This window comes from Rhodococcus globerulus NBRC 14531 (assembly GCF_001894805.1).
Lineage (GTDB): Bacteria > Actinomycetota > Actinomycetes > Mycobacteriales > Mycobacteriaceae > Rhodococcus_F > Rhodococcus_F globerula.
In genome coordinates this window covers 36,928-52,035 of the sequence record NZ_BCWX01000002.1, presented here as the reverse complement: position 1 = coordinate 52,035, position 15,108 = coordinate 36,928, and the positions used below count along the sequence as shown (strand labels likewise).

Genomic DNA, 15,108 nt, shown 5'->3' with positions numbered 1-15,108 from the left:
GAGGTGCATACATACTTCACTCATGGCACTCGAACACGCGCTCCTGACCTCGCTGACCGAGCAGGAGGCGTCGGGGTACGACCTGACCCGTCGATTCGACAAGTCGATCGGGTTCTTCCACAGCGCGACGCACCAGCAGATCTACCGCGTACTCAAGCGGATGGACGAAGCCGGGTGGCTCGAGGTGGAAACCGTCGCTCAGGACGGGCGCCCGGACAAGAAGGTGTATCGGGTCTCCGGAGCTGGCCGCGCCGAGCTGACGCGCTGGATAGCCGAACCGTCCGAACCCAGCCATCTGCGTAATGAACTGGCCGTGAAGATCCGCGCCGCCGGTAGCGCAGACATCCCCGCACTTCGAGACGAAGTCGCTCGCCACCGCGACGGCCACGCCTCCCGACTCGACGTCTACCGACTTATCGAGAAACGCGACTTCCCCAATCCCACAGCTCTCTCCGGATCACCCCTGCATCAGTATCTCGTTCTGCGCGGCGGCATCCGCGTCGAAGAGGGCTTTGTCGACTGGTGCCAGGAAATTCTGGACGCCCTACCCCCTGCCGACAACAACTCAGCCGACAACAACTCCGCTGCCAGCAACTCGGAAGGACACCCGCAGCCATGACCACTCCGCAGTTCCCCCTCCTGTTCGAACCCCTCGACCTCGGGTTCACCACACTGAAGAACCGCGTAGTCATGGGTTCGATCCACACCGGTCTCGAAGACCGGGCCAAAGACATCGACAAACTTGCCGAGTACTTTGCCGAACGCGCGCGCGGCGGCGTCGGATTGATCGTCACCGGCGGCTACGCCCCCAACCGCACCGGCTGGCTCCTTCCGTTCGGAGCCAAGCTGACCAACAAGATCGAGGCGCGCCGCCATCGCCGGATCACCAAGGCAGTACACGACGCAGGTGGCAAGATCGCATTGCAGATCCTGCACGCCGGTCGGTACAGCTACCAACCGTTCAGTGTGTCGGCGTCGTCGATCAAAGCGCCGATCAACCCGTTCCGGCCACGGCGGCTCACTGATCGTGGGGTGCGCTGGCAGATCCGCAACTACGTCCGTTGCGCCAAGCTCGCTCAATCCGCCGGATACGACGGCGTCGAAATCATGGGTGGCGAAGGCTATTTCATCAACCAGTTCCTGTGCGAGCGCACGAACAAGCGTAAAGATCAATGGGGCGGTAGCTCCGAGAACCGTCGACGCATGGCCGTCGAGATCGTCAGACGCACCCGCCGCGCCGTCGGCCCGAACTTCATCGTCGTGTTCCGCCTGTCTATGGCCGATCTGGTCGAAGGCGGTCAGACATGGGATGAAATCGTCACTCTGGCACAGGAAATCGAAGCTGCGGGCGCCACGATCATCAACACCGACATCGGCTGGCACGAGTCACGGGTGCCCACTATCGTGACCTCCGTACCCCGCGCCGCCTTTGTCGACATCACCGGCAAACTCGAAAAGCACGTCAGCATTCCGGTGGTCGCATCCAACCGGATCAACATGCCCGAGACGGCTGAGGAAATTCTCACCCGCGGCGACGCGCAATTGATCTCCATGGCCCGCCCGATGCTGGCCGATCCCGACTGGGCAAACAAAGCACAACGCGGAGCACCAGACGAGATCAATACCTGCATCGCCTGCAACCAGGCCTGCCTCGACCACGCCTTTGTGCGCAAACATGTGTCCTGCCTGCTCAATCCACGCGCGGGACGCGAGACGACGCTCGTTCTCTCCGCCACCCGCCGCAGCAAGAATCTTGCTGTTGTCGGCGGCGGACCTGCCGGTCTCTCTGCAGCGTTGAATCTCGCACAACGCGGCCACACAGTCACCCTGTTCGAGGCGTCGGACACGATCGGCGGCCAGTTCGGGATCGCGCAGTTGATCCCAGGCAAGGAAGAATTCACCGAAACCATCCGGTACTACACCAGGCAACTCGACCTTGCCGGCGTCGACGTCAAGCTTGAAACACGCGTGACTCCAGCCGATCTCATCGGATCCTTCGACGAGGTAGTGGTCGCCACCGGAGTGACGCCGCGAGTCCCGAACATCCCCGGCATCGAGAATCCGAAGGTACTGACGTACGCCGAGGTGGTCCGCGAGGGCAAGCCCGTCGGCAAGACCGTCGCTGTGATCGGAGCCGGCGGTATCGGCGTCGACGTCAGCGAATTCCTCACTCACCCAACATCACCCACCTTGAACCTGAAGGAATGGAAGCAGGAGTGGGGCGTCACGGAACCCGAGATGGCACCGGGAGCGCTCACCACACCCATCCCGGAGCTTTCGGAGCGTGAGGTCTACCTCCTGCAGCGCAAGCCCGGACGCATCGGAGCCGGCCTCGGCAAGACTACCGGCTGGGTCCACCGCGCCGCGTTGAAGAACAAGGGTGTGCACGAACTCTCCGGCGTGAACTACGAACGGATCGACGACGCCGGCCTGCACATCACCTTCGGCGAGAAGCACGAGAAGCCTCGCCTCCTCGAGGTCGACACCATCGTGATCTGCGCCGGACAGGAATCGGTGCGCGATCTCGTCGACGAGCTGACCGTTGCCGGCATGGTGACCCACATCATCGGCGGGGCAGACGTAGCCGGCGAACTCGATGCAAAACGTGCCATCGAACAGGGCACACGACTGGCCGCGAAGATCTGACCGACTACGCTGACTGATCGTGAGCCTGCCGACACCCACCACCACAGCCCGCGCCGTCGTGACCGGTGCCTCCTCCGGAATCGGAGAGGCACTGGCCACTGATCTGGCCTCCCGCGGACACTCCCTGATCCTGGTCGCACGACGCGGCGACGTCATGGAGGGTCTTGCCGAGACACTTCGCGCCAAGCATGGCGTCGACGTCGAGGTCCGTGCCTGCGATCTCTCGGACAGCGCGGCCCGTGCCGTCCTGGTCGAGGAACTGGGCACGCGTGAGATCAGCATCCTGTGCAACAACGCCGGTATCGCCACCTTCGGGCCGGTAGCCGAGCTCGACCCGAGCTACGAGCGCGCACAGGTCGAACTCAACGCCGTCGCGGTGCACGACCTCACCCTGGCCGTTCTGCCCGGAATGGTCGAGCGCAAGTCCGGCGGCATCCTGATGGTCGGATCGGCCGCGGGAAACATGCCGATTCCCAACAATGCGACCTACGCCGCCACCAAGGCCTTCGTGAACACGTTCGCGGAATCCCTGCGCGGGGAACTCAAAGGCAGCGGCGTCAACGTCACTCTCCTCGCCCCCGGACCGGTTCGCACCGAGACCCCGGACCCCGCCGAGGCCTCGATCGTCGACAAGCTGGTCCCGGACTTCTTCTGGATCTCGAGCGAGTACACGGCCAAGGTCTCCCTCGACGGTCTGGCCGAGAACAAGATGCGCGTTGTCCCGGGCATCCTGAGCAAGGCGATGTCCGTCGCCGGCGGTTACACCCCGCGCGCAGTTGTCGCCCCGATCGTTGGCACGTTCTACAAGAAGCTCGGCGGCTGAGTCATCCGAACTTCTCGCTCGTTGGCTGTAGGGGCAATCCTTCTCACGACCGGAGGGTTGCCCCTACTGCTACCCACCACGGCAAACGCGTGCTCGTGTGTTTCCTTCGAGTCGCCGCAAGAGGCAGTGAGTGTCTCCAGCACAATCTTCCTCGGCACGCCCACCGAGAAATCCTCGGACGGGTTCGAGGACACCTATCTGTTCGACGTCAGTCGCGTCTACAAGGGTGATGTCGCGTCCGTGACGTCGGTGGGAACACTCGCAAACGGGAATGGTTGCGGCACAAGCTACGTACTCGGTACCGAACGACTGATGTTCCTGTCGGCGCCCTACGACGTCGACGCCGAATACGAGGGATACAGCTGCGCCCCCTATACCGGAACCGATTTCGACGTCCAGGCAACAGTTGAATCCGTCTACGGCGCAGGTTATGTTCCGGAAGCCGGCGGTACTCCGTCTATCGGCGTCTATATCGACAAAACAGCGGTCGTTGGCGGTGTCGCGGCGGTTGCGCTGCTGGCGGCGCTCGGTTGGTTCGGCTGGAAGCGACGACGAACGACATAAAAGGACGCCGTCAAACTCAGTCGTATCCCCGTCAAATACCCGTCAAGACAAGGTCCACCGGCACTTTTCCGGAGTAGATCTGTTGGTAGCCCCGCACCGAGCGGGTCACCCTCAGGAGATCGACGTGACGCTTCTCGACATCTTCCCGTCCCTACGCAGCGCGATGACACCGCGCTTGGATCCGGCTTTGTGGCCCATCAGCACTCGCCACGATCAGAGCGGACGCATCTGCATCGGCGACGTCTCCCTCGAAGAGATCGCCGACCAGTACGGAACCCCCACCTATGTCGTCGACGAGGCCGACGTGCGCCACCGCTGCCGGATGTATCGCGAGATCTTCCCCGACGCGGAAATCGTGTACGCGGGCAAGGCTCTCATGATTCGAGCGATGGCAAAATGGGTCTCCGACGAGGGGCTCGGGGTAGACGTCTGCTCGGCCGGCGAACTCACCATCGCACTGACAGCCGGTGTGGACCCGGCACGAATCATCCTGCACGGCAACGCCAAATCTGTCGCAGAGCTGAGAGTAGCCGTCAACGCGGGTGTCGGGCGGATAGTTCTCGACTCCCACAGCGAAGCACTACGACTGGCCTCGGTCTGCACCCGGCCGCAGAAAGTACTGATCCGAGTCACGCCCGGTATCGACATTCACGGACACAAGGCAGTGGCCACCGGCATCGTCGACCAGAAGTTCGGCCTGCCGGCATTCTCCGAAGAATTGGATCGTGCGGTTGCCGCCGTCAGCGCAGCGCCTCACCTCCAACTTATCGGCCTCCATTGCCATCTCGGTTCGCAGATCACCGATCCCGAACATTTCCGCTCCGGGATCAATACGATGATCGCGCAAATGGACGACATACGTCGTTCTCACGGGATCATCCTCACCGAACTCGATCTCGGGGGCGGGCACGGAATCCCGTACGTCCCCGGTGACGCGCAACTCGACCTGACTCGACTGGCAATTGTCATCGACGAATCACTCGATGACGCCTGCACCCGAAATCGCTTTCCTCGCCCCGAAATCGTCCTCGAACCCGGCCGGGCCATCGCCGCTCGGGCCGGTGTCACGCTGTACCGCGTGGCGAACATCAAGACCATCAGCGGCGGCAGGACATTTGTCTCCGTCGACGGCGGCATGAGCGACAATCCGCGAGTGTCGTTGTACAACAGTCGCTACGACGTCGAATTGGTCAACCGACATTCGAATGCGCCGCTCGAGGAAGTGACCGTCGTGGGGCGGCATTGCGAATCGGGGGACGAAATTTCCGTCGGCATACAACTTCCCGCAGACCTTCACGAGGGCGATCTGTTGGGAGTGCCGTGTACCGGCGCCTATCACCACAGCATGGCATCCACCTACAACAGTGTGTGCCGTCCGCCGGTGATTGCCGTGCTCGGTGGCGTCGCACGACCATTGATCCGACGCGAATCGATCAACGACCTACTCGCCCGCGAGGTCGGCATCTGACACTCGCGGGCGTCGAATCGTCAGCGCCTACGGCGGCTACCGGTTCCGAAGATACTGCGCGAGATTTCCCGACCGGCAGCAGATGCCGCCGATTTGAGGAAGCTCTTGACCGCAGAATTGCCGAGAATCTGCTCGGCGATGTTGGGACCCTCCGGCTCGACCGGTGGCGGCGGCGGAAACTGCGACAGATCCGGTAACGGCGGCAGATCCAGCGACGGGTCTGCCGTTGGCGCCCCGGCCACCTTGGCCGTCAGCCTCTCGTACGCCGATTCGCGATCGATCGTCTGACCGTACTTCTGGTGGAGCGGACTCGACGCCGCCGCGGCTGTGATGGCGTCGTTGCCGATCGTGTCCATCAGGGAGCGAGGCGGACGAATCTTGGTCCAGGCCACCGGTGTCGGCGCACCCTTCTCCGAGAGGACGGTCACGATGGCCTCGCCGGTTCCCAACGACGTGAGTGCCTTCTCGAGGTCGTAATGCTCCGTCTTCGGGTACGTGCGGACCGTCTTGTTGAGCGCCTTCTGATCGTCCGGAGTGAACGCACGCAGAGCATGCTGCACCCTGGCACCCAGTTGCGACAAAACAGAATTGGGGATGTCGGTGGGCAACTGCGTGCAGAAGAACACACCGACACCCTTGGAGCGAATCAACTTCACGGTCTGCTCGACTTGCTGAAGGAAAGCCTTCGACGCGTCGGCGAACAACAGATGGGCCTCGTCGAAGATGAAGACCAACTTGGGTTTCTCCAAGTCCCCTTCTTCCGGCAGGGTCTGGAACAGGTCGGCCAGCACCCACATCAGGAACGTGGAGAACATCGCCGGACGCGCGGCCTGCGCGCCGAGTTCGAAGAGTGTGATGACGCCGGCGCCACCGACAACCCGCAGCAGGTCCTCGGTTTCGAGTTCCGGTTCACCGAAGAAGGTGTCACCACCGTCGGCCTCGAGATTGACCAGCGCGCGCAGGATGACCCCAGCCGTGGCCGTCGACACGCCGCCGATTCCCTTCAGATCTGCCTTGCCTTCGGCACTGGTGAGGTGCGCGATGACCGAACGCAAGTCCTTGAGATCCAACAACGCAAGGCCCTGAGTATCCGCCCAGTGGAAAATCAATCCGAGCGTGGACTCCTGAGTCTCGTTGAGCCCCAGCACCTTACTGAGCAGGATCGGCCCGAAACTCGTGATGGTGGCGCGGACCGGAATCCCGATCCCGCCGGTTCCCAGCGACAGAAATTCGACGGGCATACCGGACGGAGTCCAGGAGTCGTCACCCGTCTCGATTGCCCGAGCTGTGATCTTGTCGTTGCTCTCCCCCGCTTTGGACAATCCCGAGAGATCACCCTTCACATCCGCCATCACGACGGGCACACCCGCGGCGGAGAGCTGTTCCGCGATGCCCTGCAACGTCTTGGTCTTGCCCGTACCGGTTGCACCGGCAATCAAGCCGTGACGGTTGACGGTGGCCAAGGGAATACGCACCCGGGCTGCCGGATCTGCAACTCCGTCGACAACAATCGACCCCAGCTCCAGCGCCCGACCCTCCGACGAATAGCCCGCGGCGATCTCGGCTGCAACACCTGACGGAACCGGCGGCGTGGCTGCGCCTTGCGCAGCAGCACTCTCTGCAGCGAGAGCCTCACGCTCAGCGTCCTCGGCGGCCTGTGCGGCCTCGGCAGCAACTCGAGCAGCTTCGGCAGCAGCGGCCTTGGCCACTTTCGCCTTCTCGGCCGGCGTCAGTGAAACAGCGCCGTCCTTGGGATCCACGGTCATACAAGGCCCTCCTCATTTGCACTACAAAAGAAGATCTACGCGCGTCGAGATGTCACCGCAGACCTTATCCTTCCGGCCGCGCCTACTACTGTGTTCCTGGTGCAGGACAAATTGGTATGGATCGATTGTGAAATGACCGGGCTGCGGCTGGAGTCGGACAAACTCATCGAGATTGCGGCTCTGGTAACCGACAGCGAATTGAACATCTTGGGCGAAGGCGTGGACATCGTCATCCACGCCGACGACGACGCGCTGGCCGCAATGCCGGACGTCGTGAAGAAGATGCACGCCAAATCGGGTCTGACCGAAGAAGTTCGCAAGTCGACGGTCACGCTTGCCGAGGCGGAAAAGGAGGTGCTCGCCTACATCCGTGAGCACGTGCCCGTCGCCGGCACCGCTCCCCTGGCGGGCAATTCCATTGCCACCGACCGCGGATTCATCTCGCGGGACATGAGCGCGCTGGACACCTACCTGCACTACCGGATGATCGACGTCAGCTCCATCAAGGAGCTCTCGCGTCGCTGGTACCCGCGAATCTACTTCGGCCAGCCCGAAAAAGGCCTCGCGCACCGCGCCCTGGCCGACATCAAGGAATCCATCCGCGAACTCAAGTACTACCGCAGTACCGCATTTGTCCCCGCTCCCGGACCGTCCAGCGCGGAGATCGCAGCCGTCGTAGAGGGCCTCGGGCCTGCCTGACCTGCCGATTGGCATCCTGGCCAACTTTCAGGCTAGTATCTTCTACGTCAAAGCAACCGGGTCAAACCGGTCGCCGAGGCAATGGTGGGCGTAGTTCAGTTGGTAGAGCACCAGGTTGTGATCCTGGCTGTCGCGGGTTCGAGTCCCGTCGCTCACCCAAAGGGAACCCCCGGAAATGTCGAAAGATATTTCCGGGGGTTCTTTTGGTTGGGTCCGCAAACACCACTGCGAACGAAAATGCCCCCAACCGATCGGCTGGGGGCATTCTGACGTTCAGTACTTCAGGGACGCACTCAGACGTCCGCGTTACCGGCCTTCCACACGTTCCACGGGATGTTCCAGTCCCCCAGGCCGTCGGTGCCCGAAAGCGTGCCACCGACGGTGTTCTTCACGATGACGATGTCGCCGCGTTTGGTGTTGTCGTACACCCACTTGGCATTGGCGGGGCTCAGGTTGAGGCAGCCGTGACTGGTGTTGGAGTAACCCTGCTGCCCGACTGACCACGGCGCTGAGTGGAAGAAGATGCCGCTGTAGGACATTCGCGTCGCCCAGTCGACCGGAGTCTTGTATCCGTCAGCGGAAGTGACAGGCACTCCGTACGTCGAGGAGTCCATGACCAAGTTCGCGAACCTGTCACCGATGATGTAGACACCGTTGTCGGTGGGGGTGCTGTCCTTACCCATCGACGTGGGCATGGTCATGACAGTCTCGCCGTTAACCTGGAAAGTGACCTGTTTCGTGTTGTCGTCGGCAACGGCAATCACGGAATCACCGATGTCGAAGGACGTCGTGGCGTCCTCCTGGCCGAAGACGCCTTTGCCCAGATCGCGGCCGTAGACGTTGACCTTGACGTCAACCTTGGTGCCCGGCGCCCAGTACGCCTCCGGACGCCACCTGACCTCGCGGTTGTTGACCCAGTAGAAAGCACCTTCGACAGCCGGCGTCGTCGTGACGGTGATCGACTCTTCGGCAGCCTTGCGATCCGGAATGTTCTCGTCGAACTGCACGGCGATCGGCTGGCCGATACCGACCACGGAACCCTCGCCGGGCATAACGTACGGCTTGGTGAGGTTGCCGGGCGCGCTGGTCGTGAACGACGTCACCGTGGTGCTGGCTCCGCCCAATCCGTAGGCCTGGGCCTCGATCTTGTACTTGCGGTTGTAGCCGAGGGGTTCAGCGGTCACCCACGACGCTCCGTCGGCCGCGAGGGTGCCGGCAACGGTCTTACCGTCGGCGTTGACCATCCGAACGTCGGACAGGCTGCCGTCGGCGACGTCGATGCGGACCGGATCGCCCGGGGAGAAACCGATTGCGCCGTCAGCGACGGTGGAGGTGACTTTCGGCTTGATGAGCTCGGTCAACGGGTTGGAGTCGATCGGCGCGGCGCCCTCGTTGTCCACGGCAGCCCCACTGGACGTGCACGCGGTCACCAGAACCAACGCTCCCAACGACACGGCGGCCATGGCGGCGCCCCTCGAGATTCGGCCTGTCCCTCCACGCACGGACATGCCCCACCACTGACGACTCATTTGTTCGACTCCGCTTCACATGTTAACGACCAGCAATTGCGCCAGGTCAATGATGCCAGGCACAGTCGTTACTCACGGTCATGAAAACCCCGTCGAAGAGTAACGTTCGAATATCAATCGTTTCGTACCGATTGGAATGTTACCGATTTCGGTCAATGTCACAGAAACCACCCGTCCAACGACGGCCCACCAGGCGATTTGCTCCCGACGGAACGGTTCGGCTAATGTTCTGTCTCGCAAGAGCGAGCGCCTATAGCTCAGTTGGTAGAGCAAGTGACTCTTAATCACTGGGTCCGGGGTTCGAGTCCCTGTGGGCGCACTTGCAAAGATCCCCATCGTGGAAACACGGTGGGGATCTTTTTTGTGTCCGGGCGGCGAATACACTCCAGCGAACCCGACAAAATGGAGCGAGCCATGACTGATCTGCCCGATGCGGAAGTCGCATTTGCCGGTGTCGTCGGTCAAGCCGAACTGATCCGCAGCGGCCAACTGTCGGCTCGTGAGTTGACCGAACATGCACTCAGACGTATCGAACGCCTCAATCCCACACTCAACGCCTTCACCCGCGTCCTCGCCGACGAAGCAATCGCCGAAGCCACCCGACTCGACGAGCGCCAGGCATCCGGCGACGCTGTCGGTCTCCTGCACGGCGTGCCCATCGCGATCAAGGACGAGAACGACGTAGCCGGAACACCCACCACCTACGGCGGTGCTGCAGTCACTCGGATCGCGAATTCGGACTCCGAGGTGGTACGACGCTTACGCGACGCCGGAGCAGTCATCATCGGAAAAACCACGATGCCGGAGTTCGGCATCTGGCCGTTCACCGAGACCGCCGCGCACGGCTACACCCGAAATCCCTGGAACACAACAGTATCCACGGGAGGATCGAGTGGCGGCACGGCAGCAGCTGTCGCGTCGGGCATGGTTGCCGCAGGAATCGGCGGCGACGGCGGCGGTTCCATCCGGCTTCCGTCGGCATTCTGCGGATTGTTCGGACTGAAAGCGCAACGCGGCCGAGTAAGCACCGCACCGAACGGCAACCTGTGGCGCAGCCTCGGAACGCTCGGCCCGCTTACCCGCTCGGTCGAGGACAGCGCACTCGTCTACGACGCCATTATCGGCACCACACCGGTGGACGACTACAGAGCCGAACCACTCGGGGCCCGCTTCACCGAAGGTGCGGTGTCCCCGCTGCACCCCCTCCGTATTGCCGTGTCCACCCGCTGCCCCGTGCGCGGCGTCACGCCGGCGCCCGAAGTGGTTGCCGGGGTTCGTGCGGTCGCAGAAATGTTGAGCGCGTTGGGGCACCACGTCGACGAACATGATCCCCGATACCCCGATGCAACGGCGTCGTTCCTCCCCCAGGTACTCGGCGGCGTACGCGACGAAGCTTTGCGGGTCGATCGGCCCGATCTTCTCGAAAAGCGAACTCGCGCACTGTCTTCGATCGGCAGAATCGCGTCGCCCCGGCGCGTCGGCCGGGCGGCGTACCGGCGTGGCCAACGGATCGCGCACACCGTCAACCAGGTTTTCGACACGTATGACATAGTGCTGATGCCGACCACACCCGCCTTGCCACGGCGGATCGGTCAACTCGAGGGCACAGGACTGCTGTCCGCCGTCCGCAAGGCTTTGCCGATCGCGGCGTACTGCTCGATCTGGAATGTGTGCGGCAATCCGGCGGCGGCCGTTCCGGCGGGATTTTCGACCGACGGGCTCCCCCTCAGCGTCCAACTGGTGTCGCGACCGAACGGCGAGCTGACAATTTTGTCGCTCGCACATCAGCTGGAGGGTCGGATCGGGTGGACGAATTCCCGTCCGCCGCAGGCCTGAAAGACACGTGCGATGTAACTGCCGTCACGATTACTATGACGCGTTTTGCAAACTGAGGAGCCCGTCGGCTAATGTTCTGTCTCGCAAGAGCGAGCGCCTATAGCTCAGTTGGTAGAGCAAGTGACTCTTAATCACTGGGTCCGGGGTTCGAGTCCCTGTGGGCGCACTTGCAAGAAGGCCCCCATCTCATCGAGATGGGGGCCTTCTTCATGTCCGACGCCGTTCGGTGATCAGCGAATGATCTTGCGAATGACCAGGAGTCCGACAACGGATCCCACGGCGATCAACGCGTACTTCACGTTCGGCTCGTTGAGCTTCGCGAGCACCGTCTTCTTGGTGTTCTCGACCAGCCGCTTCGGGTTGGTCCGTACCGTCAGTTCGTCGAGTGTGCTCGCGAGCTGGTTACGCGCCTTCTCGATCTCGCGCTCGATGCTCTCGGTGTCCCTGGGCACGTGTCCTCCAACTTGTCTGTGTGCTGTCGCTTGATGTTCGTTGCCGCTACGTCCGTGCAGACGCAAGGCGTCGACACCTGGTTCTACCGTAGAGGAGCAGATTGCCCGCGCGCCCACCTGGCGCGCAATTTCTCGACTAACCTCGATTCCCGTGACCGAGAACAGTAGATTGTCTGCCGGCGATATCGCGCCGGATTTCACGCTCCCCGACGCCGAAGGCAACGAAGTTTCGTTGCACGACTACCGAGGCCGCAAGGTCATCGTGTACTTCTACCCGGCGGCCAGCACGCCGGGCTGCACCAAGCAGGCCTGCGACTTCCGCGACAACCTCGCCGAATTGAACGGGGCGGGCCTCGACGTCATCGGCATCTCGCCGGACAAGCCCGCCAAGCTCGCCAAGTTCCGCGACAACGAGGAGCTGACCTTTCCGCTGCTCTCCGATCCGGAAAAGGCGACGCTGGAGGCCTGGGGCGCGTTCGGCGAGAAGAAGATGTACGGCAAGACCGTCCAGGGTGTCATCCGATCCACCTTCCTCGTCGACGAAGAGGGAAAGATCGAGGTTGCCCAGTACAACGTCCGGGCCACCGGTCACGTCGCCAAGTTGCGACGCGACCTGTCCGTCTAGCTACTCGAACCGGCTCGAGACTCGAACCGACTCAAAAACAGGGCTTCCGCATACGCGAGATTCTCGATCTCCGACGGGTCGACGCTCTCGTTCGGGGCATGGATGCGGCACTGCGGTTCCTCGACGCCGATCAACGCGATCTCCGCGTCGGGGAACTGCTCCGCCAGCGCGCTACACAGGGGAATCGAGCCTCCCTGTCCGGCAAATCCGACTTCGGCGCCGTACGCCGCACTCAGAGCCGCTGTGAGCTGCTTGAATCCCGGCCCACCCGTGGAAGCACCGAACGGCATTCCCGTCGCCTCCGGGTCCACGCTCACCCGCACGCCCCACGGCGCCGCAGCCAGCAGATGCCCGATCAGCAAGTCCTGGGCCTCGGCGGGATCCGTGCCGGGTGGAACGCGCAGGTTCAACCGTGCGGAAGCTCGTGGCGTAATTGCCGCAGCCGAGCCGACCACGGGCGGGCAGTCGATCCCCAAGATCGTGAGCGCCGGCCGCGCCCACACCTGGTCGGCCACAGAACCCGAGCCGACCAGATCGACCCCTTCGAGGACTCCTGCGTCGCCTCGGAATTGTGTGTCGTCGTACTCGACGCCATTCCAGTGCTGATCGCTGACAAGACCGTCGACGGTGGTGTTGCCTTCTTCGTCGTGCAGGGTTGCCAGCATCTGCACCAACGCGGTCATCGCGTCGGGCGCCGGGCCGCCGAACACCCCGGAGTGCACCTCACCTTCGAGCGCCGAGACGTGGACGACCACATTGGCGATACCGCGCAATGACGTCGTGATCGTGGGCTCCCCCACTGCGGTATTGCCGGTATCGGCGATCAGCATGACATCGGCGTCGAACAGTTCGGGGCGCTGCCGCAGCAGGTCTTCGAGGCCTCCGGTGCCCATCTCCTCCGAGCCTTCGGCGACGATTCGCAGGTTGACAGCCGGCGCCTGCCCGGCTGCTGCGAGCGCTCGGAGTGCGGTCAGGTGCATGACGAGGTTGCCCTTGCAATCCGACGCGCCTCGCCCGTACAACCGTCCGTCGCGCTCGGTCAGCGTGAAAGGTGGCGAATTCCAAAGCTCTTCGTCTCCGGGCGGTTGAACGTCGTAGTGGCAGTACAGGAGAACGGTCGGGGCATCCGCTGGGCCAGGCCGAAATCCGATTACCGCAGCGGAACCGTCCGACGTCTCAACCGCCTCGGCGTCCGCAAATCCCTGTTCGCGGAACGCGCCAACCACCCAGGCGGCAGTTGCCGCACATTCTTCCGGCGGGAATTGCCGCGCATCCGCGACCGACCGCAACGCAACCAACCGCGTCAGATCCTCGTGCGCGCGGGGCATGAGCTCGCGTACTGCGGCTCGCAACTGTTCGGCCATTTCGGTCTCCTTTTCTCGCCGACTCCAGTGTGCCCGAATCACCGATGAGCAACCCTCTCCTGCAGCGCACCTTCGGTCACCTAGTATCGAAGAGTGGCAACGTCGTCGGATTTCCAGCAGTCGGTCGGGTGATCTTTCGGTGAGCCCGGATATTCCACAAGCGCCAAATTCTGCTGCAGATGCCGATAGCCTCGAATCTGTGCAGCCCTCTACCCGCAACCGCGTACGCCGTCGGCCGGACCCCGCACTCGAAAATTCTCAGAGCGACGCACCTCAGGAACTGCTTCCACGCAAACGTCCGACGCAGGAGCGAAGCCAGCGCAAGTTCGATGCCCTTCTCGCCGCCTCCCGCGAACTTCTCACCGACGTCGGTTTCGAATCGTTCACGTGCGAAGAGGTCGCGGCGCGTGCTGACGTGCCCATCGGGACTCTGTATCAGTTCTTCGCCAACAAGTACGTCATCGTGTGCGAGTTGAACCGTCAGGACCTCGTGGGGGTGCAACACGAGCTGGCCCAGTTCGGCGGTGAAGTGCCGTCACTCGATTGGCTGCGGTTCCTCAACAGTTTTGTCGACCACATGGCCGGACTCTGGACGTCCGATCCGTCCCGCCGCGAGGTGTGGTTGGCAATGCAGTCCACGCCGTCCACGCGGGCAACCGGTGTCATTCACGAGAAGCAGTTCGCGGAAACCGTCGCCAAGATGCTTGGTCCACTCACACCGCGCTCACCGCGGGATCGCCGCATGATGATGGCGGAAGTGCTTGTGCACGTGGTGTATTCGATGCTGAATTTCTCCGTGCAGGACGGCCAGAGCCACGCCGACGCCGTAGTGGAACTCAAGCGTCTGATGGGTGCGTACCTGCTGGTGGCGGAGAAGGAATCTCGATTGAAGGGCCGCGGCACAGCCGACTACGAGGGCTGACGCCAGCTCGACCCTAAGTCGATTCGATCACGGCAAATGCGCCGGCCATGTCTCCGTCGTGCGTCAGCGAAATGTGAATCTTCACGTCGGTGAGGTGTTTCGCGACGTCGCCCCGCAATCTGATGCTGGGCCGCCCCCACGCGTCGGAGACGACTTCGATTTGATTGTGGATCATCTCCCCCAGCACCGGCGGGCTGGCGAAGAGAGCAGTGGACCACGCTTTGATCACTGCTTCCTTCGCCGCCCACCGGGCCGCGAAATGTCTTGCCGGATCGGAACTCCGAGTATTGGAATCCCGACGCTCACCCGGTGTGAAGTTGTCGAGCATAGCCGTTCCCGGCCGTTTCAGTTGCTCGGCGAACTCCGACACCGTGACGAGGTCGAAACCGATACCCAGAACTCCCATCCTGCGAT

At 62.6% G+C, this 15,108-nt stretch carries 14 protein-coding genes and 3 tRNA genes; 12 read left to right on the top strand and 5 right to left on the bottom strand.

Annotated elements, in window-relative coordinates:
• Nucleotides 1-22 precede the first annotated feature (22 nt).
• The 5 genes from RG2_RS08855 to lysA all read left to right on the top strand — a co-directional run bounded on the left by RG2_RS08855 (nucleotide 23) and on the right by lysA (nucleotide 5,501).
• Nucleotides 23-619, top strand: coding sequence for a PadR family transcriptional regulator (locus tag RG2_RS08855; protein ID WP_045066905.1), 597 nt, complete (start codon nucleotides 23-25; stop codon nucleotides 617-619).
• Complete coding sequence (locus RG2_RS08850; protein WP_033232763.1) at nucleotides 616-2,646, top strand: NADPH-dependent 2,4-dienoyl-CoA reductase; 2,031 nt, start codon at nucleotides 616-618, stop codon at nucleotides 2,644-2,646. Before RG2_RS08855 ends, RG2_RS08850 begins: the two co-directional genes overlap by 4 nt.
• A 19-nt stretch (nucleotides 2,647-2,665) precedes the next feature.
• Complete coding sequence (cmrA, locus tag RG2_RS08845) at nucleotides 2,666-3,469, top strand: mycolate reductase (RefSeq protein WP_033232762.1); 804 nt, start codon at nucleotides 2,666-2,668, stop codon at nucleotides 3,467-3,469.
• A gap of 126 nt (nucleotides 3,470-3,595) precedes the next feature.
• Complete coding sequence (locus tag RG2_RS08840; RefSeq protein WP_033232760.1) at nucleotides 3,596-4,033, top strand: hypothetical protein; 438 nt, start codon at nucleotides 3,596-3,598, stop codon at nucleotides 4,031-4,033.
• Nucleotides 4,034-4,157: 124 nt separating this feature from the next.
• Nucleotides 4,158-5,501 (top strand): diaminopimelate decarboxylase, encoded by a 1,344-nt coding sequence (gene lysA, locus RG2_RS08835; RefSeq protein ID WP_033232758.1) that lies wholly within the window; start codon nucleotides 4,158-4,160, stop codon nucleotides 5,499-5,501.
• Between the two features lie 20 nt (nucleotides 5,502-5,521).
• Here lysA and RG2_RS08830 read toward each other — a convergent pair whose 3' ends face one another.
• Nucleotides 5,522-7,267, bottom strand: coding sequence for a helicase HerA-like domain-containing protein (locus RG2_RS08830; RefSeq protein ID WP_033232756.1), 1,746 nt, complete (start codon nucleotides 7,265-7,267; stop codon nucleotides 5,522-5,524).
• 99 nt (nucleotides 7,268-7,366) lie between these two features.
• On the opposite strand from RG2_RS08830, the gene orn reads away from it, so the two are divergent.
• Together orn and RG2_RS08820 are read left to right on the top strand one after the other, a co-directional pair.
• On the top strand, nucleotides 7,367-7,966 hold the full coding sequence (orn, locus tag RG2_RS08825; RefSeq protein ID WP_072782550.1) for an oligoribonuclease: 600 nt from the start codon (nucleotides 7,367-7,369) through the stop codon (nucleotides 7,964-7,966).
• An 84-nt stretch (nucleotides 7,967-8,050) separates the two neighbouring features.
• Nucleotides 8,051-8,123 (top strand) — tRNA-His (locus RG2_RS08820).
• Nucleotides 8,124-8,259: 136 nt separating this feature from the next.
• Here the strand turns inward: RG2_RS08820 and RG2_RS08815 are convergent.
• Entirely contained in the window at nucleotides 8,260-9,474 is a 1,215-nt protein-coding gene (locus tag RG2_RS08815; RefSeq protein WP_033232754.1) for a L,D-transpeptidase, read from the bottom strand.
• 267 nt (nucleotides 9,475-9,741) lie between these two features.
• Between RG2_RS08815 and RG2_RS08810 the strand changes: the two genes are divergently transcribed.
• The 3 genes from RG2_RS08810 to RG2_RS08800 all read left to right on the top strand — a co-directional run bounded on the left by RG2_RS08810 (nucleotide 9,742) and on the right by RG2_RS08800 (nucleotide 11,497).
• Nucleotides 9,742-9,814 (top strand) — tRNA-Lys (locus tag RG2_RS08810).
• A 95-nt stretch (nucleotides 9,815-9,909) separates the two neighbouring features.
• Nucleotides 9,910-11,331, top strand: a complete 1,422-nt coding sequence (locus RG2_RS08805) for an amidase (RefSeq protein ID WP_165826308.1) — start codon at nucleotides 9,910-9,912, stop codon at nucleotides 11,329-11,331.
• A gap of 93 nt (nucleotides 11,332-11,424) precedes the next feature.
• Nucleotides 11,425-11,497 (top strand) — tRNA-Lys (locus RG2_RS08800).
• Nucleotides 11,498-11,561: 64 nt separating this feature from the next.
• On the opposite strand, the gene RG2_RS08795 is transcribed toward RG2_RS08800, so the two are convergent.
• A complete protein-coding gene (locus RG2_RS08795; protein WP_033232750.1) occupies nucleotides 11,562-11,783 on the bottom strand; it encodes a DUF3618 domain-containing protein in 222 nt (73 codons plus the stop codon).
• Nucleotides 11,784-11,934: 151 nt separating this feature from the next.
• On the opposite strand from RG2_RS08795, the gene bcp reads away from it, so the two are divergent.
• Nucleotides 11,935-12,408: a thioredoxin-dependent thiol peroxidase gene (bcp, locus tag RG2_RS08790; protein WP_033232748.1), complete on the top strand. Its 474-nt coding sequence runs from the start codon at nucleotides 11,935-11,937 to the stop codon at nucleotides 12,406-12,408.
• On the opposite strand, the gene RG2_RS08785 is transcribed toward bcp, so the two are convergent.
• On the bottom strand, nucleotides 12,405-13,772 hold the full coding sequence (locus tag RG2_RS08785; protein WP_033232746.1) for a dipeptidase: 1,368 nt from the start codon (nucleotides 13,770-13,772) through the stop codon (nucleotides 12,405-12,407). The genes bcp and RG2_RS08785 overlap by 4 nt on opposite strands.
• 199 nt (nucleotides 13,773-13,971) lie before the next feature.
• Between RG2_RS08785 and RG2_RS08780 the strand changes: the two genes are divergently transcribed.
• On the top strand, nucleotides 13,972-14,694 hold the full coding sequence (locus tag RG2_RS08780; protein ID WP_033232744.1) for a TetR family transcriptional regulator: 723 nt from the start codon (nucleotides 13,972-13,974) through the stop codon (nucleotides 14,692-14,694).
• 13 nt (nucleotides 14,695-14,707) lie between these two features.
• On the opposite strand, the gene acpS is transcribed toward RG2_RS08780, so the two are convergent.
• Complete coding sequence (gene acpS, locus RG2_RS08775; protein WP_033232742.1) at nucleotides 14,708-15,100, bottom strand: holo-ACP synthase AcpS; 393 nt, start codon at nucleotides 15,098-15,100, stop codon at nucleotides 14,708-14,710.
• Between the last annotated feature and the right edge of the window lie 8 nt (nucleotides 15,101-15,108).